The organism is Rhizobium sp. NZLR8 (assembly GCF_019685025.1).
In the GTDB taxonomy this organism is placed as follows: domain Bacteria; phylum Pseudomonadota; class Alphaproteobacteria; order Rhizobiales; family Rhizobiaceae; genus Rhizobium.
Genome location: NZ_JABDVY010000015.1, coordinates 17,733 through 43,366 on the forward strand (window position 1 = coordinate 17,733; position 25,634 = coordinate 43,366).

Consider the following 25,634-nt stretch of genomic DNA (forward strand, 5'->3'; position numbering starts at 1 on the left):
TTCCTGACGCGCGCCGGTAAGGCTCGCCTGCGAAGCCGAGGACATGCCCGCCCCCGGCGAATGTGCCGGAGGCGGTTCTGAAAGCCGCCTACATGACCTTCTTGACGAATTCCGTGGTGTAGGTCTTCGAAAGATCGATCTGCTTTCCCTGCATATTCTTCGAGAAGGAAGAAAGAACAGAGAGAACGGTCTTCGGACCATCTTCCGGCATCACGCCATCGGCGGTAAACATCGCCTTACCTTCGTCGAGCGCTTTGACGTAACCTTCCTTGTCGCCGACATAATAGTCCTTCGGCATCTTGTCGGCGATCTCGGCGCCGGAATGCGTATTGATGAAGCGCAGTGTCTTCACGAAGGCATTGGCAAGCTTCTGGGTATCGTCCTTGTGGGCATCGACCCAGGAAGTTTCCATGTAGAGCGAGGCTGCGGGGTAGGTACCGCCAAGCGCCTGGCGTGCACCATCCATCGTGCGCATGTCGACGAGGACGGTTGCTTCCTTGGTCTTCAGAAGACGGGAGATCGTCGGCTCGGTCGTCATGCCCACCTGGATTGCATCCTGCTGCATGGCGGCGATAAAGGTCGCGCCAGCACCGACCGGAACGGAGGTGACGTCGCCGGACTTCAGGCCGGCCTTGTTGGCCATGTACTGGGTCAAAAAATTAGTCGAGGAACCAAGACCGGTGACCCCGGCGCCATGACCCTTGAAGTCCGCGACGGACTTGATTTCCGGATGCTTGGCCGAGACGAGTTCGACTTCGCCCGGAGCCTGGCTGAACTGGACGACCGATTCGACGAACTTGCCCTTCGCCTGCAGGTCGACGCAATGGTCATAGAAGCCGACAACGCCCTGGACCGCGCCGGCCAGAAGCTGGTTCTCCGCATCAACGCCGGCCGGTTCGTTCAGAAGCTCGACATCGAGGCCTTCATCCTTGAAGTAACCGAGGCCTTCAGCCAGTTTTGCGGGTAGATAGATCTGCTTTTCGTAGCCGCCGACCATCAGCGTGATCTTGCCGGCTGCATGCGCAGAATTTGCTGCAAGCATCGACGCGAGCATGACGACAGACAGTGCAGCTGAACTGAATAACGTGCGTGTAGAACGCATGGGGTCTCCTCCTGAGTTTTCGTATCGCACCTACGTCGCCACGATGGCTACGCGCTCCTCTGCGATAAGGGCGAAGATAGCTGGCCCAAGCTTTCAACCAGCTTTCAGGCGGATCAAGGATGAGAAAAAGGTTCCGACCGAGGCGCAGCGCGTATCCGCTGCTGCTCAATTGGGACGCTCGCGCCATCCCGGTGTCGACGACCCTCAACGAAACCTAGATCCGTTGCATTTTCTCACTCAATCATCGTAATCAATCCGTTCGCATTCTACCGCATCATACTTGTCAGGCGGGAACTAACGCGACGCCTTCATTGGGACCAGCCGTACAACGAGGCACGCGATGAGGCCGGGCCGGTCCTGGCGCATGGAGAGCGCGACCCGCGCCCCTTGTCTTTCGGCTGCCGCCTTGGCGATCGCCAGCCCCAAGCCGCTCCCCTCGCTATCGTGAGGGTTGGCACGGAAGAACCGCTCGAAGACGCGTGTCATGTCGTCCTCGGCGATGCCGGGTCCTGTGTCGCGGATCTCGATCCGTGCTTCTTCTCCGGTGACCTCCACCGCGACATCGACGGTTCCACCCGACGGTGTGTACCGCACGGCGTTCTCGACCAAATTGTCGAGGATGATTTCGAAATCCGCAAGCGCGCCGATCGTGACGGCCTCATCCCGGCGGGTAATGCCAAGATCGATCGACCGGCTGCCAGCGAGCGGGGTCAGGCGTGCGATCGTGTCGACAGCAAGCTGGGCGAGGTCGACCGGCCGCGGGCTCGGCGCAGGTTCGCGGGCATCGTAATGGGCGAGGCGCAAGAGCTTGTTTACAAGGCTTGTGGACCTGCCGATGCCGGCCTCCAGCTCGGACAACCCCTGGGCAAATCGGCCATCGCGGTCGTCGTGCCGAAGGTTGTCGAGCTGAATCTGGAGCGCCGAGAGAGGCGTGCGCAATTCATGGGCCGCATCCGAAACGAACCGGCGCTGTCGCTCGGCTTGGGGGCGAGCAGCCGCCTAAGACCCTCCTAATTCTACGAGCGTCATATGCCCTTGCTGGTTTGCAAAGGAGTCTCAGTCATGACCGTTCGTTGTTGGATCGCCGCCGCATTCGCCACGCTGCTGATGGTGGCATCTGGCGCACTTCTTCCAGCCGCGGCGCAGGAAAAACTCGTTGCGCCTGAAACGAACCCGCCGGGCGACATTCCCGACAACCAAGTCTTTGTGGTTTACACCGCGCCGGATGGGTTCAGCTTGAAAGTGCCAGAGGGATGGTCGCGGAAACTGAGCGGCGCCAGCGTTCGGTTCTTCGACAAATACGATGAAATCGACGCTGCGCTGGGGACGGCGAATGCGGCTCCGACGGTTGCCTCGGTCCGGGCTGGCGAAGTCCCAGAGCTCGAGAAAACCGGGCACGCCGTCAAGGTCACCGCGGTCAAGGCCGTGAAGCTCGTGGCCGGACCGGCTGTTCGCATCAGCTACCAGTCGAATTCCGCGGCAAACCCGGTCACGAACAAGCAGATCCGCCTGGAGCACGAGCGTTTCATTCTGTTCAAAGGCGGCAAGACGATCACCCTCGATCTGGCTGCGCCGGCCGGCGCGGATAACGTCGACCAGTGGCAGCTGATCTCCAATTCGCTGCAATGGAAGTGAACGCATGACCGTACTGAAGACAACCGAGCTCTACCGTTTCTTTCACACCGGTGACGACGAGGTCGTGGCGCTGCGCGGGGTCACCATGACACTTGAGCGTGGGGAATTCACGGTATTGCGAGGCCCGTCGGGTAGCGGCAAGTCGACACTGCTTGCCTGTCTTTCCGGCATCGACGAGCCGGATGGCGGCACAGTGTCGATCCTCGGCGAGCGCATGACCCGGCGCCCGGAACCCGATCGGGCTCGCCTGAGAGCCCGCCATTTCGGCATGCTCATGCAGTCCGCCAATCTGTTCGAGCATTTGACGGTGCGGGCCAACGTTCGTCTCCAGATGCAGATATCCGGCTCCGACCGGCCTGGCGAAATCGATGGCCTGCTCGGCAATCTCGGCCTCGACGGTCTCGCCGACATGTTGCCCGCCCATCTTTCGGGCGGCGAAGCGGCGCGAGCCGGACTTGCCGTCGCTCTCGCGGCAAAGCCGTCGATCCTGCTCTGCGACGAGCCGACCGCCGAGGTGGATGCAGCAACGGAACAGCGTGTCATCGATCGCCTCATCGACATTTGCCGCGCTGGTACAGCCGTTCTCGTCGTCACCCATAGCAGCGCGCTCGCCGCCCGCGCCGATCGCATTATCAATATCCGGGACGGACGCATCGCACATGATTAAGCCATTGGTCATTGCTGCCGATTTGTGGCGCAGCTTTCAGCGCGAGCGGGGGGTTGTCTCGGCCGTCCAGGGCTGCTCCTTCAGAATTGACGCAGGTGAGACTGTCGCAATCATCGGGCCTTCTGGCTGTGGCAAGACGACACTCTTGAACCTGATCGCCGGGCTGGATCGCCCAAGCTCCGGCCGAATCGAGTGGCCCGGGCTCGGTCCGCCCGACACGTTGCGCCCGGAGCGGATCGGCGTCGTCTTCCAGTCGGCAAACCTGATGCCCGCGCTGACTGCTTCCGAGAACGTCGAGTTACCGATCCTTCTTAGCAACGGCGCCGAAGCTGAGGCGCGGGCCCTGGCTGCGCTTACCGCTTTTGGGGTCGAAGCCCTGTCGGCAAAGCTGCCGGAACAGCTCTCCGGCGGCCAAGCCGAGCGGATCGCCGTAGCCCGGGCCGTAGCGACCAGTCCGCAACTGATCGTCGCCGACGAGCCGACGGGACAACTCGATCAGGCGGGCGGCGCCATGCTGGTCGACAGGCTCCTCGCCTGGGGTCGGCAGTCGGGGAGCGCCATCGTCATCGCTACGCATGACGAGCGTGTGGCTGCAAAGATGAACCGCATCTGGCGGATGCGACACGGCAAATTCGAGATTATGGGCGCGAGGACCGAATGTACGAGCACTGGTTGATCGGACTTGTCCGAACCCGTTCGGGTCGCCTTGTCGGCACCATCGGAGGTGTCGCGCTGACCGTTGCCTTCGTCACGTGTCTGGGTACCTTTTTGCAGTCCAGCGCGGCCGAGATGACCGCGCGATCGATCGCCCAGGTTCCCGTCGACTGGCAGGTCCAGCTACTGCCGGGGGCAGATGGTGGCGCGGTCGAGGCCGGAATCCGCTCTGCCGCGCCGGTTGCCGCTTTGCAGCTGGTCGGCTATGCCGACGTGCCCGGCTTCGAGGCGAACACTGGGGGCACCGTCCAGACCACGGGCGGCGGCACCGTACTCGGCATGGAAGCGAGCTATGTTGGCCAGTTCCCGGCCCAGATCCGGCGCTTGCTCGGATCGGTCGACGGTGTCCTGGTGGCGCAGCAAACTGCGGCCAACCTGCATATCTCGTTGGGCGATGAAGTCACCATCCACCGCCACCAAGCGCCTGATATCAGCGTGACGGTCGCCGGCATCGTCGATTTGCCGAACGCCGATGCGATGTTTCAGGCGATCGGTGTCCCGCCTGGCGCCGCACCACAAGCCCCGCCCGACAACGTTTTGCTGTTGCCGATGTCTCAGTGGGAGCAGGTGTTCCAGCAGCAAGGCGCCGGCCGGCAGGATACCGTTCGGAGCGAGTTCCACATCAGGCTCGATCATCACGACCTGCCATCCGATCCGCTTGCCGCGAGCACATGGGCGACCGAGCGCGGCCAAAATTTCGAGGCCCGCGCCGCCGGTGCGGCGCTGCTTGCAAACAATCTGGCGGCTCGCCTGGAAGCCGTGCGCGAGGATGCCCTCTATGCGCGGCTGGTCTTCCTGTTCCTTGGCGCCCCAGGGGTCATCCTCGCTGTCCTGCTCACACTTGCCGTCGCAGGCGCCGGACGGGACAGGCGCCGCCGCGACCAAGCGTTGCTGCGGCTGCGCGGAGCGACGGTTGACACTGTTCTTCGCCTTGCCGCGGTCGAGGCGGCTGTCGCGGGCATCGGCGGCTCGCTACTTGGTATTTTCGTCGGAGCTGTGGCCGGATACCTCATCCTTGGGGTGGCGCTCTTGCGCAGCGAAGCCGTTGCCCTGCTCGGCACGGTGGTCGTGGCCGGAGTGGCGCTTTCTCTTGCGGCGATCCTGATCCCCACTTGGCGCGACGCTCGCGGCTCGACGGTTGCCGCCGCACGCCGGTCAATCGGCAAGCACCGGACGCCGCTCTGGAGTCGCGGCTATGTCGACTTGGTGTTGCTCGTGCTAGCCGCCGCGTTCTACTGGCGGTCGGCGGCGAGCGGATACCAAGTCGTCCTTGCCCCGGAGGGCGTGGCAGCGACGGCGGTCGACTACACGTCCTTCCTGCCTCCTGTCCTCCTATGGAGCGGGTTGGCGCTGCTTGCCGTGCGGCTGGTCGGGGCCGGGCTGCAGCACGGCCGGTCGGTCATCGCCAGAGGCCTGCGACCTGTCGCCGGTTCTCTCGCGGATGTCATCGCCGCGACCTTCGGGCGGCAGGGCCCGCGGCTGACCGCTGGCGTAGGCCTTGCAGCGCTTGCCTTCGCTTTCGCGGCATCGACCGCAATCTTCAACGCGACCTACGAGGCTCAGGCCCGGATCGACGCCGAGCTCACCAATGGCGCCGACGTCACCGTTACGGGCACACCCGCCGAGCCCGCATCCAAGGCATTCGATCGTCTTTCCAAGCTGCCGGGGGTGCTGGCCGCCCAGCCGATGCAACATCGATACGCTTACGTTGGAACGGACCTTCAGGATCTCTATGGTATCGATCCGGCGCGCATCGGGTCAGCCACAGCGATGTCCGATGCCTATTTCGCCAATGGCGACGCCGGGGCGACGCTCGCCGATCTCGCACGAACATCCGATGGCGTGCTCGTATCGCAGGAGACCGTGAACGATTATCAGCTCAGTCGCGGCGACAGCATCAATCTTCGTCTGCAAAACGCGGCTGATCACCAATACCACATCGTGCCTTTTCACATCGTAGGCGTGGTGCGCGAATTCCCCACGGCGCCCAGGGATTCGTTTCTGGTCGCCAACGCAGCTTACATTGCGCAACAGACCGGTTCCGCGGGAAGCGAGATTGTCCTGATCCGATCGAACGGCGATCCGGCCCGGGTCGCCCGAACTGTCCGAAGCGCGATCGCGGATCTGCCAGCGCTCAAGGTCAGTCAGATTGGTGATGCCGTTGCTTTGATCGGATCGAGCCTCACAGCGATCGACCTCGCCGGTTTGACGCGGCTTGAGCTGATCTTCGCGTTGGTCATGCTTGCCGTCTCGGGCGGACTGGTCCTGGGGCTAGGGCTGGCCGACCGGGAACGCTCTTTCGCCATCCTCGTCGCGCTTGGTGCCAAGCCGCGGCAGCTTGGCGCCTTTGTTTGGAGCGAAGCTGGATTGGTAGTCGGCGGCGGCATGCTTCTCGGCCTCTCGGCCGGAGCGCTCATAGCCCATGTGCTCGTCAAGCTGCTGACTGGGGTATTCGACCCGCCACCCGAGTCGCTTTCGTTGCCCTGGGGCTATTTCGCTGCCCTCGTCCTCACCGCGACCAGCGCCGCTCTGCTGGCCGCGACGAGCGAGGCGATGCGCAGCGGGGCACACGTCACCGAGAAGTTGAGAGGCGAATAAGCATCGGCCGCGCCGGCGCTGCCTTGCGAAAAATTCTACAGATTGGGGGCAGAAACCATGAAAGGAGAAAGAAATGAAACCACAAATGCTTATGGCCGCAATACTGGCGCTGGCACCGATGGGCACGGCACTCGCTGCCCAGACGTCCGGCATGATCACCGCGATCAGCAAGAAGGCCGATACGATCACGTTGTCGGACGGCAAGAACTATACCCTGCCCGAAGGGATCGAGGATACCAAACTCCGCGTCGGCGAGAAGGTTCAGCTAACCTTCGCGATCAAAGGCGGCAAGGCGGTCGTCTCTCACCTGACCCCGGAGAAGTGAGGCTTGCGGGGCCGGCGGCACCGCCGGCCCCCGCTTTTGTACGCGATTGCGACCGATTGCTTACGTGTCAGGACCCACACCGGCATCGGCTCTAATTCTCCGCTAATAGTATCTGCGTAGTCATTGCCGGACAATGCAAACGCCAATGGCTAGACGGAGAGTGCGTCGGCGGCAGCGAGGGGCAGCCGACCACCCCGAAGCCGATGCAGGCGTGACGCGTTCCAGAATTTAGGGGATTTTTGAATGAGACAGATCTTTCTCGCCATCGCGCTCATTATTGCTCCGGTGGCGGCTTTCACGGGTTTTGAACTCTATGCCAACAATGCGCCGGCCAAAACGGCAGACCTCGGTGATCTCTCATCGTTCAAGACCATCGTTGCCGACGTTCAGGCCCTCGCTGCCAAGGGTGATCTGACATCGGCCGCAAAGCGGATCACGGACTACGAGACCGCATGGGATCAGGCCGAGAGCGCAATCCGTCCGCTGAATCCGAACGACTGGAACAGCATCGACGCTGCCTCCGATGCTGCGCTCAAGGCGCTACGCCAATCGGCCCCGTCGGCCGACAACGTCAACAAGACGCTCGCCACCCTTATGGCGGTTCTCAATCATCCGGCCCAGCCATCTCAGTAGGCCGACGCGAACCGTTGTTCCGCGCCCTTCGCGCCGCTCAACCGCGAGACGTTTCATCGCCCATTCAAGGATACTCGCCATGCCCGCTACGACAGAAACCGCGAAAGCTGTTGTCTACAATCGCGTTCCCCGCGTCACGGCCGACTTTTGGCTCATCAAACTGATGGCCGTTACCATGGGCGAAACGGCGGCCGATTATCTCAACATGCAAATGGGCTTGGGACTGACGGCGACATCGCTGATCATGTCAGCAATTCTCGCCGGCGCACTGGTTTGGCAATTTGCCCAGAAGAAGTATGTTCCTGCCGCCTATTGGCTTTCGGTGGTGCTCATCAGCATCGTTGGCACATTGATTACCGACAACCTGGTCGACAACTTCAATGTACCGCTGCTGGATACGACCATCGCATTCTCGATCGCCTTGGCGCTGACTTTCCTACTCTGGTTCCAGACAGAGCGTACGCTTTCGATCCACTCCATATTCACCAATCGACGCGAGGCCTTCTATTGGCTCGCTATCCTGTTCACCTTTGCGCTCGGCACTGCGGCGGGCGATCTGGTCGCCGAGAAGTTCGCGCTTGGATATTTGGCGACCGGCATCCTGTTCGGGATGATCATCTTGTCGCTCAGCATCGGCTATTTCTTCCTGGGTCTCAACCCGATACTCGGCTTCTGGCTGGTCTACATCCTGACCAGGCCCCTGGGAGCTTCGTTCGGCGATCTGATGTCTCAGCCCGCGCAATATGGCGGCCTCGGCCTCGGCACGATCATAACGAGTGCAATCTTTCTCGCCGCGATCGTCACGATCGTCGCCTTCATGAGCCTGCGGCACGGAGGTGACGAATTGGTCGTCGTCGGTCAAGATGGGGCGCTGCTGGCGGTGGGTGAGGGCAAAAAGCTGATTGCCGCCAACGACGGACTCTGAAGCGGTCGACAGCGCACTTTGGGACATCACCGGCCCGCGGCGACATTCCTTGCTGGCGCCGCTTTCGTGGCTGTCACAATCCGAGCGCAGGTGGAGATCCAACCAATATCCAAGCGTCAGTTGACTAGCCGAGATTGATGTCTTCGGGGCTGCAAGGGTTGAACTGGAGTGTGACAATGTATGGACTCGACGTAGCTGTAACTCGTGCCATTAATGGATTGGCGGGACATAGCGCTGCGATCGACTACTTGATGGTCTGGATCTCCGGTATCGGCGTCCCGGTCATGGTGATGGCGGTAGCCCTGCAATGGTGGCGCGGGTCTGACAGGCCGCATATACGGCATGTCATCGTGGCGGCAGGCTTCTCGTTCTTGCTGGGACTCGGCCTCAACCAACTCATTCTTCTCTTTATCCACCGGGCTCGTCCCTATGACAGCGGAGTAACAAACCTGCTGATCGAACGGAGCGCCGACTTTTCGTTTCCCTCCGATCATGCAACGGCGACCTTTGCGATTGCGGCCGCTTTTCTCCTTCACGGCGCCCGACGCTCCGGATTTGCCTTCCTTGCGGCGGCGTGCTTTGTCACCTTCTCCCGCATTTACATCGGGACCCACTACGCCAGCGACGTCTTCGGCGGAGCACTGACCGGTGTCATCGCAGCACTCATGGTCCTTGCAATATATCGCGAAGGCACCAAAGCTGACCGCCTGATCACTCGAATCTTTTAGGTTACCGGCAATGCTCGCGGGGTTTCTCTCATCGGTGATCCATTGGCTGAGCGCGCATTCCCATATTGCCTACATTGCAGTGTTCCTGCTTGCACTCTCCGAGTCGATCCCAATCATGGGCGTCGTTGTCCCCGGCACGGCGGTCATAATTGCCTTAAGTGCGCTAGTGCCGAATGGCGTTCTCCTCCTCTGGCCCTTGATGGCCGCAGCGACTTTTGGCGCGATCGTCGGAGACGGCTTATCATTCTGGCTCGGCCACCGATACCATCGCGAGATTCTCTGCCTCTGGCCGCTAAAGCGATACCCGGAGCTGATCGAGCGTAGCGAAGCCTTCTTCAAGCGGCACGGTGACAAGAACGTGTTTATCGCCCGTTTTGCGCCTGGTGTTCGAGCATTCATCCCGCTTCTCGCGGGCATGCTCGGGATGCCCGTCAGGCGGTTCTATGCGGTCAACATCACTTCGGCCCTGGTGTGGGCACCGTCACACATTCTACCGGGCGTTCTCGTCGGTGTAACGTTCGGTGCTCTTGGCTCGGCAGCAAGGCCGTTGGCAATCCTTTTAGTCATTCTGCTCGCAACGGGTTGGGTGACGTGGCGTCTTGGGCGGTGGGTATTAAGGCGAGGTTTTCCCCTTCTGGAGGTTCTCGTCACAGAGGCACGAAGGTGGTCTGAGACCCGCAACACGTGGCTCAGCCGCCGTGTCGGCGACATGCTCGATCCGGCGCGCCCGGAAGCGTGGGTTCTCGCCATCATGCTTGGCTTACTCGGCGGGGCCGCCTGGTTGTTCCTCGGCATTCTCGAAGATGTGGTCAATGGTGATCCGCTGGTTCTCGCAGACCACGCCATTTATAACGCATTGCAGGAGGTTCGCACGCCGCTAGGCGATGCGATCATGGTTGCCATCACGGAGATTGGTGACACCAAAGTTGTGGTGGTCGTCACCACAGTCATATTCCTATGGCTTGCTTGGAAGCGGGCTTGGCGCACGGCTGCCTTCTGGCTGGCTGCTGTCGGTGGCGCGTCGGCTCTCAATACGGTCATCAAGGTGGCACTTCACAGGGCAAGACCGGATGAGCTGTTGTATTCCGGTTGGAGCGCGTTTTCTTTTCCGAGCGGCCATAGCACGACGAACATGGCGCTCTATGGCTTTCTTGCATTTCTGATCGCCGGCGAGCTTCGCCCAGCACTGCGCGTCTTGATCGGCACGGGAGCCGCAGTTCTTATCTTTATGATCGCGTGCTCGCGTCTATACCTCGGTGCACATTGGTTCTCCGATGTGGCCGGCGGAGCGGCGGTTGGATCCGCATGGTTTATTCTGCTCGCCATCTTTTATCTGCGGCGTCCGGTCGAACGAATAGGATCTTCAGCGCTGCTCGTGACCGCGTCCGCAGCCATTATCCTTGCAGGCGCCGGCAACATCTATCACAGCCACTCCACTGATATTGCGCGGTACGCGGCCAAAAACGCGATACATGCGCTCGCCGTTGCTGATTGGTGGACGACTGGTTGGCAGACCCTTCCGGACCGTCGGGTCGATCTCACCGGCGAAGTGGAAGAGCCGCTCACATTCCAGTGGGCGGGGAGCCTGCAGGGTTTGCAGGATCTTTTGCAGCAGGACGGTTGGAGGCCATCCCTCGGTTGGACGCCAGTCACTGTACTTAAATGGCTCACCGCGTCTACAGATACCACCGTTGTTCCGGTGGTGCCTCATTTTGCCAGCGGCCGTCTACCGGATATAGCCTTCGTTCGGTCCTCAACCGCGCTGGCCCCGTCGACCGCGCGGCTCGTTCTCCGTCTTTGGGAAACCGATATGAAGCTCGAGGATAGAGAGCAGACCCCGCTTTGGGTGGGTTCGATAACGGAGGCGCGGATCTACCGACTACTATCGCTAGTTACAATGGTCTCGACACAGCCTGATTTCACCGGACCACGGGAAGCGCTGGCGCGATCACTTCGGGAAGGACATCTCGTGTCGCGCGATGAAGTGGAGGCCAAGGGAGGATGGGACGGGCGTGTTCTGCTGGCTCGCCAGAAGGCATCTCATCCGCCCCCGCTCCTCCCTAGCAACCCGGCCCAGCCGGTCGGATCGGGGGCTGATCCGAGGAACAAGTGTCGCGTTTCTAATTGGCTGGAACCGTCGCGGCTCTAACCAGCTTTGACAACACTGGGATAGCGGGTCAACGGGTCTGGCACGGCGATAGCTTTCGAGGCCAGCGCCCGGCTTGTTGCAATGGCGTTCACGGTTTAGGCCAGGAACATCGCATAATGGATCGACCGGAACACACAAGCCGAAGTGGGGAGGGGCGGAGAGCAGTCTTTAGGAGCGGCTTCATTCACCTTGCGTGGCTGCCGGAATCTGCTGCGGATAGATGCCGTGCATCACAGAGGAGTTCGGACGCTTCAAGAGGCCGCGACGAGTTATTTTTTGTCCCCGATGTAGATTTGACCGACTCTCATTCGTCATGAAGGCGTAACCGCAACCGATCGGTCACGGAGATGCAAATGACCAAGGTCGCTTTCAATATCAGCATGTCGCTCGACGGCTTCATTACCGCAGGAAACCAGACCAGGGAGGAACCACTCGGCAAGAACGGCGAATTTCTTCACGAATGGTTCTTCAACAGCGGTGCAGAGGGCGATGCATATGTGCAGCGCCTCACCAGCAATGTTGGCAGCGTGATCTGCGGGCGCAAATGCTATGACGACTCGATCCCATACTGGGATGAGAACGGGCCGACGGGGCCGTTAAAGCTGCCGCTTTTCGTCGTCACTCACCGGCCGTTACTCGCCTCGCACAGCACTGGAATCTATCACGCGGTTGGGACAATTCCCGACGCGGTGAAGCAGGCGAAGTCGGCGGCCAGAGGCAAGGATGTGAGCCTCATGGGCGGAGCCGACGTCTTTCGCCAAGCACTGGCCGGCGGGCTTGTCGACGAGATCGAGTTGCATATCGTGCCGGTGCTCTTTGGTGCTGGGAGTCGCCTGTTCGACACGCTGCCCAACCAGATCAAGCTTGAGCCCACCAGCATGCTCGACACGCCACTCGCTCGGCATATCGCCTATCGCATTGTGAAGTAAGCGAACGCAACCAGCCCTGTCTGACCAGGGTCCAGTCCCACAAATACCGTTTATGCCCCGCGCCGCCTCAAAAGACGTGGTCGACGGTTCGATTCCCTTCAAGGCGACCGGTGGATAAACGGACAGCAAGCGGAATAATTTGCGCCGCGAATGGGACGCTGACAGTTCGAATCCCACAACACAGAGTTTCGCTAAGTCATTTCCCTCGAGATCCCATGCGGCTTACCGCTAAAACTCCGCATCAGGTGTCGAAAGACGACGCGAAGTTCCGCCGGTACATGCCGCTTCGTCGGGTAGTCGGCCTGTAAGATGAGGTCGCGCGTTCTAACCTCTCGGCCACAGAGCTATTTTTGGCTGCAACGCGCTCGGTGGCTCAAGGCTTAGAGAGCAAGATGGACGAACGCGTTCACAGCGTGCTTTTCAACTGGTATCCGGCCCGGTCTGACGAGTCGCGATCAGAACGATGCAGGTTAATAATTCGCGATGCGTCCTTGGAGCTTATCCCGTGTTTCTTCGCGAAGTAATCGACATCGTAAGGATCGGAGATTTTCCTGCGTGTCTCCCGTTCGGTCAGAGGATCTCGCCGCATTTTGGTCTCCTTGGGGCAATTTGGAATTTGCCATCCGACGATGGCTGCGCCGGACCAGTTTGGCGATAGTGAAGATCGTTTCTAACCCCTTTGGCGAGCTTTCTGCTCGGAGTGTTGCAGGGAAGACTCAAGCTGTTCAGGTCTAAGCCAAAGCAGCGCCTGCGAACGTCCTTTGGAGGCATCAATTCTGCGACCCTACCCATGGCGCGGACGCTGGAGCATGCCTGCATGTGGCTGAGCCTCTGCGATCAAGCGCCTCACGGCCTTCGATCGGTTCAGGGCTCGATCTGCATAGCGTTCAAGCAGAACCCCTCAAACCTTTGCGCCAGACGCATGGGTGGCGTGAGTTATGGTCACTGTTTTAAACCGATTGAAAGGACTATATTCCAATCATCGAAACGACGCCGGGACCAAGGGTTGCTGACGTCAAAAGCTCTCCGGAAAGGGGATTATTATGAACGTAGCACGCTCTTTCAACAACTGGCGCAAGTTCCGTCAGACCGTTACCGAACTTGGCCGCATGTCCAGTCGCGAACTGCAAGACCTTGGCATTGACCGCGCGGATATTCGCAGCGTTGCCCGCGCATCGGTTGCTCGCTAACAGGGGTACTTGCCCACTTTTGATTGCTTCTACGCCCGCTGATGATGCGGGCGTTTTCGTTTCAAGATAGTGAGAGCTTATCTCATTCAACTTCACGCTTTTGCGAGATATGGAGCTATGGCTCTCGCGCATACCTGCACTGCAGCATTGAGACTGTTAAATCCGCGACGATAGCATATCTTAATCCTCATCGAAGCAATGCACCTCCTCCCGCAGAGCTTCGTGTTTCAGACGGCCCACTCCTCCTCCCAAGGGACGTCTATTGGAACAGCGGCACTCCTCCTCCCAGTCGTTGTTCGGTTCTTTTCGAAAGCCTGCCGCACCTCCTCCCGCGGCAGGCTTTTTCGTTTTGGGACGGGCGTTCGTCGGTGTCGCTTGGCAGTTTGAGGGGTAATTGTGGACGAGAGCACCGAACCCCACTTGAAAACCCCTCAGCGGCTCGTATTAGGCTGACTGTGCAGCAGCTCCGGCCCCTGGTGCGGTGATCCGTGTCAGGGAACCTTGCCAAACATCGCGAACGTTTCGTGCTGCCACGGACCATTCAGATGCCGCCACAGATCAAGGCCGACAATCTCGATAGGATGCGGTCGAAATTCTCTCACGAGCGACACGTGCAAAGTATCCGCTACCAACCTCGAGACCTTGTTCTGGATCGTGATGTGGGGCTGCCACTTCTGCATGTCCTGGCCACCCAACCAGGGGATGAACTCACCCCTCAGCTTGGCGTGGATGCCCTGAAGGTCCGGGCTGGCAATCGTGAAGGCAACGCCAGTGCCGAGATGACGAAGGCCACTGACGTCGGCTGTGATTGGGCTATATTTGGCTGAAGCCTATTCGCCAGGCAGGTGTTCGATACGGTCCATGCCCTGAGCAAAGAAGGTTTGTCATGCTCCGAGATAGCACGTCGCACCGGATATGGCCGACACAGCATCGCGAAATGGCTGACTTTCGAATCCCCACCCGATCGACGCAGGGCTGCACTGCAGCCCACATTCCCTTTATACTTCGAAGCGTTTCTTACCCAGTGTTGGAAAGATGGCAATCGCTGCGGGCGGTATCTGTTTCACGATATCAGGCATACATACGCGCCGATGCATGAGAGCATATACATCTCACGTCGATTTCGACCCTTCTTGCAGACTTGGCCCTAGCGATCTAGGTGCGCTACCGCGTACGGTCTTCGACCGCGCTGCAACGCAATGGGCTCGACAAATACCGGCATGACACGAATCCTCGCTGGCACTCTCAACGCAAGACTGCTAAGGTGAGGTATCGGGATTGGCCATTCGGCCGCGACCCCGTTGAGGAACCCCAAAATGATTAATACCATTTTCCGGCCGCTGCACGACCGCGTCGTCGTGCGCCGTATCGAGGCTGAAGCCAAGACCAAGGGCGGGATCATCATTCCCGACACCGCCAAAGAGAAGCCGCAGGAAGGCGAAATCGTCGCCGTCGGCACCGGCGCACGCGACGAGAGCGGCAAGATCGTTCCCCTCGATGTCAAGGCGGGCGATCGCATCCTGTTCGGCAAGTGGTCCGGCACCGAGATTAAGTTCAACGGCGAAGACCTGCTGATCATGAAGGAAGCAGACGTCATGGGCGTCATCGCCTGATCTTCGGCCGCTTCCTTATTTCCTTTTGACGAAGACCATGGGGCCAATGGCCCGGGAGTTATTCCATGTCTGCGAAACAGATCAAATTCGGCCGTGATGCACGCGAGAAGCTGCTGCGGGGCGTCGATATTCTTGCCGATGCAGTGAAGGTCACGCTCGGTCCGAAGGGCCGCAACGTCGTGATCGACAAGTCCTTCGGCGCACCGCGCATTACCAAGGACGGCGTCGCTGTCGCCAAGGAAATCGAACTGGACGACAAGTTCGAAAACATGGGCGCCCAGATGGTCCGCGAAGTCGCTTCGAAGACCAATGACGTCGCTGGCGACGGTACCACCACAGCTACCGTTCTCGCCCAGGCGATCGTTCGCGAAGGCGGCAAGGCCGTTGCAGCCGGCATGAACCCGATGGACCTGAAGCGCGGCATCGATCTCGCCGTTACCGCGGTCGTGAAGGACCTGCTGGCCAAGGCCAAGAAGATCAACACATCGGAAGAGATTGCCCAGGTCGGCACCATCTCGGCCAATGGCGAGAAGGAAATAGGCCAGTATATCGCCGACGCGATGCAGAAGGTCGGCAATGAGGGTGTGATTACCGTCGAAGAAGCCAAGACCGCCGAAACCGAGCTCGAAGTCGTCGAAGGCATGCAGTTCGATCGTGGTTATCTTAGCCCCTATTTTGTCACCAATGCCGAAAAGATGGTGGCTGAACTGGAAGATGCCTATGTGCTGCTGCACGAAAAGAAGCTCTCCAATCTGCAGGCCATGCTTCCTATCCTGGAAGCAGTCGTCCAGAGTGGCAAGCCGCTGCTCATCATTTCCGAGGACGTCGAAGGCGAAGCTCTCGCGACGCTCGTCGTCAACAAGCTGCGCGGCGGCCTCAAGATCGCTGCCGTCAAGGCTCCTGGCTTCGGCGACCGCCGCAAGGCCATGCTGGAGGATCTGGCGATCCTGACCGGCGGCACTGTCATCTCCGAAGACCTCGGCATCAAGCTCGAAAACGTCACGCTCGAGATGCTCGGCCGTGCCAAAAAGGTCTCTATCACCAAGGAGAATACTACCATCGTTGATGGTGCGGGCACCAAGGCGGATATTGACGGTCGCATCGGCCAGATCAAGGCTCAGATCGAGGAAACCACCTCCGACTACGACCGCGAGAAGCTGCAGGAACGCCTTGCCAAGCTCGCTGGCGGCGTTGCCGTCATCCGCGTTGGCGGCTCGACGGAAGTCGAAGTCAAGGAAAAGAAGGATCGCATCGACGACGCGCTCAACGCCACACGCGCGGCTGTTGAAGAAGGCATCGTTCCAGGCGGTGGCACAGCTCTGCTGCGCGCTTCCATCGTCCTCGATATCAAGGGCGAGAATGACGACCAGAACGCCGGTATAGCGATCATCCGCAAGGCACTTCAGTCGCTGGTTCGCCAGATTGCCGAAAACGCCGGTGACGAAGGTTCGATCGTGGTCGGCAAGATCCTGGAAAGCAATACCGACAACTTCGGTTACAACGCTCAGACGTCTGAATATGGCGACATGATCGCCATGGGGATTGTCGATCCGGTAAAGGTTGTGCGCACCGCCCTGCAGAACGCGGCTTCGGTTGCCGGCCTGCTGGTGACCACAGAAGCCATGATTGCCGATCTGCCGAAGAAGGATGCTACCGGCGGCGGCATGCCTGACATGAGCGGCATGGGCGGCATGGGCGGCATGATGTAACGGGTCCGCTCCGGAGCTCCCGGAATTACTCCGCAGCTTGGGCTTTTATCAAAGCCCAAGCTGCGCCAATAAAAAGCAAGACGTTATAATATCCACGGACCGCGTCCGCGGCCGAGCGGCAGATGGCAATTGCCACAGGATGCTGAGTTACCAGTCGCGGGTCCAGGTCACCGTTTGTGATCCTGTGGTAAGACCCGCGAAGCGGCTCACAGTGCCGGCGCCCGATACCTATCGCGCCAATGGTAGTAACCGGCTGCGCGCCCCGCGGTCCAAAATCGTCCTGCTCAACGCGGCTGACAGTGTTCGCGGTAACTTTTGCTAGATCGCCTGATCGGTCGCCGGCAAGACGGCGCGAAAGATTGCGATCGGTACCGTCTATCCCGCCACGATCGGCATGCTGCCGTCCTTCCTCTCAGGCATTGCCCGCAAATATCCCGATATCCGCCAGCATATCGAAAGCGGTACCACCGATGACAGTATCCGCCATATCGAGGCAGGCCGCATCAATCTCGGCTTCATCCGGCAGGTGGAGCGGCTCCTTACGCTTCTTTCTCGTTATCTCCTGGCCGTTCCAGGCCATTGTCCGCCAAGAGCGAGACCGCCATCGAGGATGGAGAAGATCATCTCCTTCTCCCGCCAAAACCCCTCCTACAGCGAGCGTTATTTTGCGGAAAAATTCAAGGAGCACGATCTGAGCGGCAATGTCGCCTACCCCTGCGGCGACACCTTCTCGCTGTATCGCTTCTCTCCGCCGGGCTTGGCATCGGTTTCGTCCCGGAATGGACGCAGGATCTGCCGAACCGCGGGTTCGAGCTGAAGAGGGTGAGGGGTGTCGGTTCAAGATCGGGGCTCGGTGTCGCCTGGAACAGAAAAGACCCAACCGCCTCGCGTGTCGACCCCATCGATATTGCACGCTCGCTCGTGCGGCCGGGCCGTTAATGGAGGTCGAGCCGCTGCTCGCCAGCGCTCTTTTTGTTCAGCAAAAGCCGTTCAATTTGAGGATCTTATAGGCGTCGATTGCAGCCCGAAGCTCGTCCTCCGAATTCCGATCTCCGCTGTTAGCGTCAGGATGGTGCATCTTTAGCTTCTGCTTGTAGCGGCTTCTGATTTGCTCGGGGCTTGCCTCCGGCAGAAGGCCGAGTGTTTCGAACGCTTTGGCTTCCAGCACTTTCAGCTTGCGCCGTTGAAGATCCGCTCTTGCCCCCTGACGTTCTGCAGCGTTTCTGCGGGCATTCATCGCCTTTGCAGAACCAGATCGGACCGTGAAGGGGAGCGCTGCCTCCGCAGGCTGACGGATCCTGCTTCCCCAGGTCGGACGGGCGCCGCTTGCCGCTTCTCTCTGATAGCGAGCGACGACAGGATCGGACAGATTGCTCGCAAAATTGTAGCCTCTGCCATAGTCCTTCATATGCTCGGCACAGAAGAGCAGATACAATCCCTCTCCATCCCGTCCGACGGGAGCGCGGTGAATGCCGCCCTTTTGGCACCCGTCCCATTGGCATTTCGGACCATCCGGCTTCCGGTTCGAATCTGTCTTTTTGCGGAGGGGTCGCAAGCCAACGAATATTTTGGAATCTGAATTCATCGCGCCTTATATGACTGCTTCCGTGACGCTAACAAGGCAAGGCGAGTGCAGGACACAGCTTCAGTAGTTCGCCTCTACAGGTCAGGTAGGGCGAGGGTTCGAGCAAACGCACTGCCGGGGGACGGCGAATCTCACTTCCATACGTCACGTGTAATCAGCGATTATCGGTCAACCGACCTGCTCCACCGATAGCGTTCCCGCTAAAAGCGGCCTGATCAATGACTTCGCAGAAACAGTTGGATCGAGCCAGTCGGCCCACGCGTTGCGCTCGAGGATGACAATCTGCCGGTCGTGGTACGGCGCGATGTCCGGCCCCGGCTCCATCGTCAGCATAGTGAAGGCCTAGCCGATCTCCGGCGTTTCGCGCCAGATGCCGGCGATGCAGAAAATCGGCTCGTCCTTCTTGGTAAATAGCCACTTGTCCTTGCGCTTCTTTTTGGCATCCTTTGGATCCGTGAACTCGTAAAAGCCGTCGGCAACGATCAGGCAGCGATTGGAGGTGAACTCCCGTCCCTCCGAACGGAAATTATAGACCGGCCGCTTGTTCGGCCCCGGCCAGCTCCAGCGCCGCTGCACGAGCTCGGCCTCGTCGCGGACACCATCGATCGTCCTGACGATGGGGCCGACATCGGTTATCTTGATGTCTTCGCGCGCTTCGAGGTTCGGCGCGCCTTCACCGAAACGGATCTTGATCTTGAGGTGGGCGAAATCCTCGACAACCGAGGCGACATCCACCATCAGCCGATAATCATTGCACATTGCTCTTCCCTTCGAATGTGGGTGCCATCACCTCACGACCGAGGCGCTGCAGGTGCAATATGTGCTCGGATTGTATGCGCTCCAGCAGAACGAGGAGGTCTTCAGCTTGTCTTGTCGGCAGGGGGAGACCAGCCAGTCTTTTGATCAGCGCAGTTTGGCGCGCGACGATGGCGGCGCCATCGCGAACATGCCGCATGACCATCTGAAGTTCGGTCTCATTTGGGCGCATCCATTGAGAGTAGCAGCTTTCGGCTATCCGCACACGATTATCCATCGACCTTGTCTAATGTACGCGTTCCTGATATGTTCCAATCACTATGAACGCGACCGTTTTCCAGTCCGACGCCCCACTCGACAAGCGCCGCGTCATCATAAGACGCCATGACGGCGATGTGGAGATGGTGGAACTGCCGTGGGGACTGCGCCCGCGCGACGGCGGCCCCCGCGCCGTCAACGTCGTCCGATCGGAAGGACGGACGTTCCCGACCCACCGCTGCCTGGTGCCGGCCTCGGAGTTTCGCCATAAGAGCTTCAGCTTCTCGCTCACCAATGGCGACTGGTTCTATTTCGCGGGGATCTGGCGGCCGGCAACCGAGGACTGGCCGGAGGCCTACGCCATCCTGACGATTGAAGCGAACCCTGATATCGCGCCGTTCCACGACCGGCAGATGGCGGTGCTGACACGGCACCAACGCATGGCCTGGCTCGACGAACTTGTGCCCGAAGAGGAAATCCTACGGCCGCTAGCGGCGCGGACGTTCCGGCTCAAGCGCCACGCGGGCGCTTCTGCCCAGCCGATGCTGGCTGTCTAAAGCGCCAACCGCAACTGCGGCTGCGTTCCGGAATTCCGCCGCTCCAGCGACGACAGTGAGACGCCGAGCAGGCGAATGCCCTTTCGGGGCGGAAAGATCGGCACCAGCAAAAGGCTGACGATGTCCTCCAACTCGGTGATCGCCGCCAGAGGTGCGGGAACCGTCTTGCTGCGGGTGATCTGGTTGAAGTCGGCATACTTGACCTTGAGCGTCACCGTCTTGGCGCCGATCGCATTGGCCTCGCAATAAGCCCACACCTTTTCGATCAGCGGCTGAAGCCCTTCACGGGCCGGCTCAACGGTATGGAGGTCTTCTGAGAAGGTGTCCTCGGCGCCGACGGATTTGCGCACCCGGTTCGGCTTGACCTGGCGCTCGTCGATGCCGCGGGCAATGCCGTAAAAATATGGCCCCGACGTCCCGAAATGCTCGACCAGGAATTCGAGGGTCTGCTGCTTGAGATCGGCGCCGGTGTCGATCCCGAGCCGGTGCATCTTCTTAGTCGTCGCGGGGCCGACGCCATGGAATTTCTTGACGGGCAGGGCCACGACGAAGGCCGGCCCGTTCTTCGGCGTAATCACAGCCTGGCCATTGGGCTTGTTCAGATCGCTCGCCATCTTGGCGAGGAACTTATTGTAGGAAATCCCGGCCGAGGCATTGAGGCCGGTGACATGCTTGATCTTGGCGCGGACCTCCAGCGCGATCTCGGTGGCAATCTCCATGCCCTTGAGATTCTCGGTAACATCGAGGTAGGCCTCGTCGAGCGAAAGCGGCTCGATCAGAGGCGTGTATTCGGTGAAGATTTCGCGGATCTGCTGCGACACCGCCCTGTAGACATCGAAGCGCGGCGGCACGAAGATCAGATCCGGGCATTTTCTCTTGGCGGTCACCGATGGCATCGCGGAGTGGACACCATAGACACGCGCCTCGTAGCTCGCCGCCGCCACCACGCCGCGAGCGGCCGAGCCGCCGACGGCAATCGGTTTGCCCCGCAATGCCGGGTTATCACGCTGCTCGACCGACGCATAAAACGCGTCCATGTCGACATGGACGATTTTTCGGACGGGAGTCGAACTCATGTCGTTCATGGCGGCTTCAGCGATGGCAATGGGATCGGCATATGACTTGCGCCGAAACAAATCGAGAACATAGCAGGCTTGAGCGCGATATCAACCGTTTCAATGGGCGCCTCGGCCCCTGCCGCCGAAGCCTGTCCATCACGCCGTTCTCCGTCACGGCGTCTTAACCATCCTGCTTTCACAGCGCGCAGGAATCGTGCGATGTTTGCCGCATCTGTCAGGCAGACAGGAGGCGCCGTGGATACCGATGCTCATAACCGCTTTGTCCTGGACTTCATGGCTATGCGCGCCATGAACGTGACCGACAGCGTCCCGGTCGACACTATCGTGGACTATGGGATCGATAAGGGGCTCAGCTTGGGCGAGGTGGAGGCCGCGCTGATTCACGCGAGCGTCCAGGAGCACCTGTCACAAGCTGGGTACGCGCAGATCGGGCCTGCGAATGACAACTCGCCTTCCAGCTGATTTCAGCCCTGCATTCCTTGCGGCAAGCAACTCCCGCGAAACACGAGGCAAGCCTGGGCAGGGTTGACAAGGGCGAGCGCAAGCACTGACCTCAAGACTGCCATTGGCCCGACGCGCCGCTTGGAAATACGGCGGTCATAAGGTGCTGGAGAAAGGTCCGACCAAGAGCTTCTAGCAATCGCTATTTGTGATCAAGGACGTTGGTAGAAAAGAAACGCGATAACGGAATCCGCCTGCAAAGCGGGTTCCAAACCCAACAATGAAGAGTATCGGAGAAATCATCATAGCGGCGCCGTGAGGCGGATTTCAGGAATTCTCAGCGGCCGTCAGGCGGGATGAAGAGATCGGATGGGGTACTCCCGAAGTCACCATTCAAGTAAACGTCAACGGCCAGCGCTTCACAAGGCGGCTTGATATCGCAGATATAGAAGACCAGCGAGGTATCGAACTAAAGACCGGATATCAAACCGCCACCCAAGCCAACTTGTGGGAGGTAGCGCGTGATAAAGCACTTGTGGACACAGGCTGAACCGCGCCGGGTTTGCCGGAGGCTGTTTGGTTTAAGTCATGCGGCCATGGCTGGTTCGTCCAGCATGGCGTAATACTGCTCCTCGGCTTCGGCTGGCGGAATGTTGCCGATGGGCTCCAGAAGTCGTCGATGGTTGAACCAGTCGACCCATTCCAGGGTCGCGAATTCCACCGCTTCGAAGCTGCGCCACGGTCCGCGCCGATGGATGACCTCGGCCTTGTAGAGGCCATTGATCGTTTCGGCGAGGGCGTTGTCGTAAGAGTCGCCGACGCTTCCGACGGAAGGCTCGATGCCTGCCTCGGCCAGTCGCTCCGAATACTTGATCGACACGTATTGGGCAGATTCAATCGGTCGCCGCAACACCCTTGACCATATCTGATTTGAGCAACCCGTCGAGAGCCTCTGCAGGTGTGCGCCAGCCCAGCGTTTTGCGGGGCCTGCTATTGAGAGCATGCGCTACAGCGTTGATCTCATCGGCGCTATGCTGGCTGAGATCCGTGCCCTTTGGAAAGTATTGTCGCAGCAGGCCGTTGGTATTTTCGTTGCTCCCGCGCTGCCACGGGCTTTGAGGGTCACAGAAATAGATATCGAGGCCAGTGTCGATCCGAAGCTGTGCGTGTTGAGCCATCTCGGCACCCTGGTCCCAAGTCAGGGATTGGCGTAGGTGCGCCGGTAGCTCCATGATGGTTTCGGCGATAGCATCACGGACGGCTTCGGCGCCATGCCCAGCAAGAGCAGGACCGTTCTTGATGGATTTGTCGATCCCATGACGTTCCATGCGTGGCAGGTGTAGGAGCATTGTAAACCGCGTCGTGCGCTCTACGAGCGTTCCGATCGCGGAGCTGCTGAGACCGAGAATGAGATCGCCCTCCCAATGGCCAGGGACCGCCCTATCGCCAATCTCTGCGGGGCGATCGCTGATCATCAATGCATCACCAAGGAAGGATTTGCCACGGTTACGAGCACGTTCGCGGGGTAAGCGCAGCGCCCGTCCAGAGCGCAAGCAGGCCGAAAGGTCTCGTTTCAGTGCGCCGCGGCCCTGGATGTAAAGCGCCTGATAGATGGCTTCATGACTGATACGCATGGTTGGGTCCTCGGGAAAGTCCAGTCTCAGACGCCGCGCGATCTGTTCCGGGCTCCAGGCTTTGGACCAACGTCGACTTTGCCGATGAACGGCCCGTCGTCCTTTCCATACCACGATAGGTCCGTCAAAGGCGACGCCGCCCGGCGTGGCAATAAGGCCCGCGAGCCGGTCCTGGACGTAGTCACGAAGTGCCAGGTTGGTTGCAAGTTTTGCGGCTTTCGGCCGTCGCGCTGAACGATCAGCGTGCCACTGCGCGGTAATGGCCCGATAGTCGAAGTCTCCGCTTCGGGTCGCTGAGTTGCGCCTGATCTCGCGTGAGATTGTGCTCGGCGATCGCCCCAGCTTGTGTGCGATTGCGCGGATGCCAGCACCCCGAGCGCATTCCAAAGCTATGTCCTCTCGCTCTCGGAAGGTCAGGCTTCTGCTTTTGATTGGTGCCGCTGAGGGCGACAAATGTGTGGGAGGCATGCCACCTGAACTCCGAAACCAGCGGTTCCCAACGGGCGCAGAAACGCCGGCTTCCACAGCGGCATCTTCGCTAGACAAGCCCGCCGCCACCTCTCGCCAGAACCGGCAGAGGTTCTCACGTTGCCACACAGGTGGCCGACCTGGCGACGATAATTTTTGCCGCGTTGAGTGCTCCGACTTTCGTCTTCCCGTCACCATAAACACCTCCAAGTTTGCGGTGTTGCGGCGACCGGTTGAATCTGCCTTGAACGCCCCTGTCCGAGTGGTGAAGCAGGCCGCCGCCATGAACGGGACGCCGCTCATGAAGGGCCTGTTCCAAAGCATCGAGGACGAACCCTGCATGGGCCGTCCGACTCACCCGCCAGCCGACAATCCGGCGCGCGAAGGCGTCGATGACGAAGGCCACGTAGACGAAGCCTTGCCAGGTGGCGACGTAGGTGAAATCCGAAACCCAGAGCCTGTTCGGCGCAGGAGCCTTGAATTGGCGGTTCACCCGATCAAGGGGGCTCGGAGCCGTCTTGTCCGGGATCGTCGTGCGGATCGGCTTGCCCCGGATAATACCCTGAAGTCCCATCGATCGCATGAGCCGGGCGACGGTGCCGCGGGCTATATCGAAGCCCTCCCGCTTCAATTGCCGCCAGACCTTGCGCACGCCGTAGACGCGGAAGTTTGCCTCGAACACACGGCGTATCTCGATCTTCAATGCAATGTCGCTGCGGGCGCGGACCGACAGCCGGTCCACGTCCAGGCGTTTGGCAACGTTCTCGTAGTAGGTTGATGGGGCAATCGGCAGCAGTCTGCAGATCGGCTCGACCCCGAATACCGAGCGGTGTTCGTCGATGAAGGAGATCATCGCTTCAATGGGCGGTCGAGCTCCGCCATCGCGAAATAAGCGGACGCTTTGCGCAGTATCTCGTTGGCCTGCCGAAGCTCGCGGTTCTCCCGCTCCAGCGCCTTCATCTTCTCGGCGACTTCGCCTGAGAGTCCGGGCCGGGAACCATCGTCCACTTCCGCCTTCTTCACCCATTCATTGAGCGTCTGCGCCGTGCAGCCGATCTTGGCGGCGATCGAGGAAACCGCTGCCCATCGCGAGGAATATTCGACTTGGTGATCCAAAACCATCCGCACTGCTCGGGCGCGGACTTCAGGTGAAAACTTGTTTGTTGTCTTGCTCATATCGGCTCCACTTTCTCAGAAGTTGGAGCCTCCGGCAAACCCGGCGCGGTTCACTGCAATGGAACGCGCAATGACGGCACCTTTAGGGAGAAGTCACCAAAGGCATCCCCCACCTAAGTCGAATTGAGCCTAAAATAATCCCCACCACGTGATGCATTATGCATGTTGGCGTGTTCTCGTCCAGATTGACGAGATGAGCTGTTTACCTTCAGGATCTAGGGGTGAATTCCTCCGATCGCCAGCACCTTTCCCGCGTCGCCGCCCTCGGCTGCACCGTGGTGCTTCCCGATACCGGCGAGCGGTGCTGCCCCCGGCTGAAATCCACCACCCACGTGACGGACAGGGGATGGGGCAACGGGCCCACCATTCTCAAGCGATTCCGCTGTGTTTCAATCACCATTCCGCCCAATCGCCGCTTCCGTATGGTCACGCCGTCCATAAGGGCACCAAGACGTTCGAGGCGATATATGGGACGGAGTTAGAGCTGTTGGCGCGGACGCGGGAACCACGGGCGCCACCCGGACATAGCCATTTCTGTTGCCGGTACACACCGCCGTACGGCTTATGACTGAGTCTATCTCCTGGTCAACGCCCCAGGCTTCAGCGCCATGTCCACGACCCGCGCACGGCATGCCCGTTTCGCGGTCGTCGCCAAATTTAACGGTTCAAGACGTACGGGCAATCATCCCTCTCGGTGCTTTGGCAGCCAGCAGAGTTCGTTCGCCTCCTTTTTGAACGGGTGGAAGCGACTTATCGAACATTG

Annotated in this window: 23 protein-coding genes, 6 pseudogenes and 1 other annotated feature; of the genes and pseudogenes, 18 read left to right on the forward strand and 11 right to left on the reverse strand. The window is 59.9% G+C overall.

Annotated features, from left to right (window positions below; translation table 11 throughout):
• Nucleotides 1-88 precede the first annotated feature (88 nt).
• The 3 genes and pseudogenes from HJB89_RS26275 to HJB89_RS33415 all read right to left on the reverse strand — a co-directional run.
• Nucleotides 89-1,102, reverse strand: a complete 1,014-nt coding sequence (locus tag HJB89_RS26275) for an ABC transporter substrate-binding protein (RefSeq protein WP_221150769.1) — start codon at nucleotides 1,100-1,102, stop codon at nucleotides 89-91.
• Between the two features lie 294 nt (nucleotides 1,103-1,396).
• Nucleotides 1,397-1,906, reverse strand: coding sequence for a cell wall metabolism sensor histidine kinase WalK (locus HJB89_RS26280; RefSeq protein WP_259669690.1), 510 nt, complete (start codon nucleotides 1,904-1,906; stop codon nucleotides 1,397-1,399).
• Nucleotides 1,895-2,062, reverse strand: a pseudogene (locus tag HJB89_RS33415) (histidine kinase dimerization/phospho-acceptor domain-containing protein); the annotation flags it as partial. The pseudogene HJB89_RS33415 and the gene HJB89_RS26280, both read right to left, overlap by 12 nt.
• Nucleotides 2,063-2,131: 69 nt before the next feature.
• On the opposite strand from HJB89_RS33415, the gene HJB89_RS26285 reads away from it, so the two are divergent.
• The 11 genes from HJB89_RS26285 (at nucleotide 2,132) to HJB89_RS26335 (ending at nucleotide 13,595) form a co-directional block, all read left to right on the forward strand.
• Entirely contained in the window at nucleotides 2,132-2,737 is a 606-nt protein-coding gene (locus HJB89_RS26285; protein WP_246762811.1) for a hypothetical protein, read from the forward strand.
• 4 nt (nucleotides 2,738-2,741) lie between these two features.
• The gene (locus HJB89_RS26290; protein WP_221150770.1) at nucleotides 2,742-3,404 is read left to right on the forward strand and encodes an ABC transporter ATP-binding protein; all 663 of its coding nucleotides are present in this window, start codon (nucleotides 2,742-2,744) and stop codon (nucleotides 3,402-3,404) included.
• Nucleotides 3,397-4,080, forward strand: coding sequence for an ABC transporter ATP-binding protein (locus tag HJB89_RS26295; RefSeq protein ID WP_207584468.1), 684 nt, complete (start codon nucleotides 3,397-3,399; stop codon nucleotides 4,078-4,080). The genes HJB89_RS26290 and HJB89_RS26295 overlap by 8 nt, the downstream gene beginning before the upstream one ends.
• Nucleotides 4,077-6,716 (forward strand): FtsX-like permease family protein, encoded by a 2,640-nt coding sequence (locus HJB89_RS26300; protein ID WP_259669683.1) that lies wholly within the window; start codon nucleotides 4,077-4,079, stop codon nucleotides 6,714-6,716. Before HJB89_RS26295 ends, HJB89_RS26300 begins: the two co-directional genes overlap by 4 nt.
• Nucleotides 6,717-6,789: 73 nt before the next feature.
• Nucleotides 6,790-7,041, forward strand: a complete 252-nt coding sequence (locus HJB89_RS26305) for a DUF1344 domain-containing protein (RefSeq protein WP_207584470.1) — start codon at nucleotides 6,790-6,792, stop codon at nucleotides 7,039-7,041.
• A 243-nt stretch (nucleotides 7,042-7,284) separates the two neighbouring features.
• Complete coding sequence (locus HJB89_RS26310) at nucleotides 7,285-7,674, forward strand: hypothetical protein (protein WP_207584471.1); 390 nt, start codon at nucleotides 7,285-7,287, stop codon at nucleotides 7,672-7,674.
• 79 nt (nucleotides 7,675-7,753) lie between these two features.
• Nucleotides 7,754-8,599 carry a hypothetical protein gene (locus HJB89_RS26315; protein ID WP_221150771.1) on the forward strand — a complete coding sequence of 282 codons (846 nt, stop codon included), beginning with the start codon at nucleotides 7,754-7,756 and terminating at the stop codon, nucleotides 8,597-8,599.
• Nucleotides 8,600-8,775: 176 nt separating this feature from the next.
• Nucleotides 8,776-9,327: a phosphatase PAP2 family protein gene (locus HJB89_RS26320; protein ID WP_207584473.1), complete on the forward strand. Its 552-nt coding sequence runs from the start codon at nucleotides 8,776-8,778 to the stop codon at nucleotides 9,325-9,327.
• A gap of 10 nt (nucleotides 9,328-9,337) precedes the next feature.
• Complete coding sequence (locus HJB89_RS26325; RefSeq protein ID WP_221150772.1) at nucleotides 9,338-11,476, forward strand: bifunctional DedA family/phosphatase PAP2 family protein; 2,139 nt, start codon at nucleotides 9,338-9,340, stop codon at nucleotides 11,474-11,476.
• Between the two features lie 353 nt (nucleotides 11,477-11,829).
• On the forward strand, nucleotides 11,830-12,405 hold the full coding sequence (locus HJB89_RS26330; protein WP_207584474.1) for a dihydrofolate reductase family protein: 576 nt from the start codon (nucleotides 11,830-11,832) through the stop codon (nucleotides 12,403-12,405).
• Between the two features lie 1,043 nt (nucleotides 12,406-13,448).
• Nucleotides 13,449-13,595, forward strand: coding sequence for a DUF1127 domain-containing protein (locus HJB89_RS26335; RefSeq protein ID WP_080753481.1), 147 nt, complete (start codon nucleotides 13,449-13,451; stop codon nucleotides 13,593-13,595).
• 491 nt (nucleotides 13,596-14,086) lie between these two features.
• Here the strand turns inward: HJB89_RS26335 and HJB89_RS33850 are convergent, their stop codons facing one another.
• Nucleotides 14,087-14,404 (reverse strand): 2'-5' RNA ligase family protein, encoded by a 318-nt coding sequence (locus HJB89_RS33850; RefSeq protein ID WP_409201835.1) that lies wholly within the window; start codon nucleotides 14,402-14,404, stop codon nucleotides 14,087-14,089.
• 39 nt (nucleotides 14,405-14,443) lie between these two features.
• On the opposite strand from HJB89_RS33850, the pseudogene HJB89_RS26345 reads away from it, so the two are divergent.
• The 4 genes and pseudogenes from HJB89_RS26345 to HJB89_RS26360 form a co-directional block, all read left to right on the forward strand.
• Nucleotides 14,444-14,671, forward strand: a pseudogene (locus HJB89_RS26345) (ISL3 family transposase); the annotation flags it as partial.
• A gap of 240 nt (nucleotides 14,672-14,911) precedes the next feature.
• Nucleotides 14,912-15,208 carry a co-chaperone GroES gene (groES, locus tag HJB89_RS26350; RefSeq protein WP_207584475.1) on the forward strand — a complete coding sequence of 99 codons (297 nt, stop codon included), beginning with the start codon at nucleotides 14,912-14,914 and terminating at the stop codon, nucleotides 15,206-15,208.
• A gap of 65 nt (nucleotides 15,209-15,273) precedes the next feature.
• A complete protein-coding gene (gene groL, locus HJB89_RS26355; RefSeq protein WP_221117962.1) occupies nucleotides 15,274-16,917 on the forward strand; it encodes a chaperonin GroEL in 1,644 nt (547 codons plus the stop codon).
• A gap of 331 nt (nucleotides 16,918-17,248) precedes the next feature.
• A pseudogene (locus HJB89_RS26360) lies at nucleotides 17,249-17,856 on the forward strand (LysR substrate-binding domain-containing protein); the annotation flags it as partial.
• Between the two features lie 37 nt (nucleotides 17,857-17,893).
• On the opposite strand, the gene HJB89_RS26365 reads toward HJB89_RS26360, so the two are convergent.
• The 3 genes and pseudogenes from HJB89_RS26365 to HJB89_RS26375 form a co-directional block, all read right to left on the reverse strand.
• On the reverse strand, nucleotides 17,894-18,502 hold the full coding sequence (locus HJB89_RS26365) for a J domain-containing protein (RefSeq protein WP_207584479.1): 609 nt from the start codon (nucleotides 18,500-18,502) through the stop codon (nucleotides 17,894-17,896).
• A gap of 168 nt (nucleotides 18,503-18,670) precedes the next feature.
• A pseudogene (locus HJB89_RS26370) lies at nucleotides 18,671-19,261 on the reverse strand (SOS response-associated peptidase family protein).
• Complete coding sequence (locus HJB89_RS26375; protein ID WP_246762817.1) at nucleotides 19,251-19,535, reverse strand: hypothetical protein; 285 nt, start codon at nucleotides 19,533-19,535, stop codon at nucleotides 19,251-19,253. Before HJB89_RS26375 ends, HJB89_RS26370 begins: the two are co-directional and overlap by 11 nt.
• 43 nt (nucleotides 19,536-19,578) lie before the next feature.
• Between HJB89_RS26375 and HJB89_RS26380 the strand changes: the two genes are divergently transcribed.
• Nucleotides 19,579-20,073, forward strand: a complete 495-nt coding sequence (locus HJB89_RS26380; RefSeq protein WP_221150774.1) for an SOS response-associated peptidase family protein — start codon at nucleotides 19,579-19,581, stop codon at nucleotides 20,071-20,073.
• Here the strand turns inward: HJB89_RS26380 and dinB are convergent.
• A complete protein-coding gene (gene dinB / locus HJB89_RS26385; protein ID WP_207584482.1) occupies nucleotides 20,070-21,158 on the reverse strand; it encodes a DNA polymerase IV in 1,089 nt (362 codons plus the stop codon). The two genes, HJB89_RS26380 and dinB, sit on opposite strands and share 4 nt — an antisense overlap.
• Before the next feature lie 228 nt (nucleotides 21,159-21,386).
• Here dinB and HJB89_RS26390 point away from each other — a divergent pair, with 228 nt between their 5' ends.
• A complete protein-coding gene (locus HJB89_RS26390; protein WP_221141813.1) occupies nucleotides 21,387-21,614 on the forward strand; it encodes a hypothetical protein in 228 nt (75 codons plus the stop codon).
• 565 nt (nucleotides 21,615-22,179) lie between these two features.
• On the opposite strand, the pseudogene HJB89_RS26395 reads toward HJB89_RS26390, so the two are convergent.
• The 3 genes and pseudogenes from HJB89_RS26395 to HJB89_RS26405 form a co-directional block, all read right to left on the reverse strand.
• Nucleotides 22,180-22,482: pseudogene (locus HJB89_RS26395) on the reverse strand (integrase core domain-containing protein); the annotation flags it as partial.
• Between the two features lie 4 nt (nucleotides 22,483-22,486).
• Nucleotides 22,487-23,893: an IS30 family transposase gene (locus HJB89_RS26400; RefSeq protein ID WP_221150775.1), complete on the reverse strand. Its 1,407-nt coding sequence runs from the start codon at nucleotides 23,891-23,893 to the stop codon at nucleotides 22,487-22,489.
• 46 nt (nucleotides 23,894-23,939) lie between these two features.
• Nucleotides 23,940-24,871, reverse strand: a pseudogene (locus HJB89_RS26405) (IS3 family transposase); the annotation flags it as partial.
• Nucleotides 24,474-24,590, reverse strand: a sequence feature (AL1L pseudoknot). It overlaps the preceding pseudogene by 117 nt.
• Nucleotides 24,872-25,064: 193 nt before the next feature.
• On the opposite strand from HJB89_RS26405, the gene HJB89_RS33855 reads away from it, so the two are divergent.
• On the forward strand, nucleotides 25,065-25,439 hold the full coding sequence (locus HJB89_RS33855; protein WP_409201833.1) for a Ref family recombination enhancement nuclease: 375 nt from the start codon (nucleotides 25,065-25,067) through the stop codon (nucleotides 25,437-25,439).
• Nucleotides 25,440-25,634: the final 195 nt, after the last annotated feature.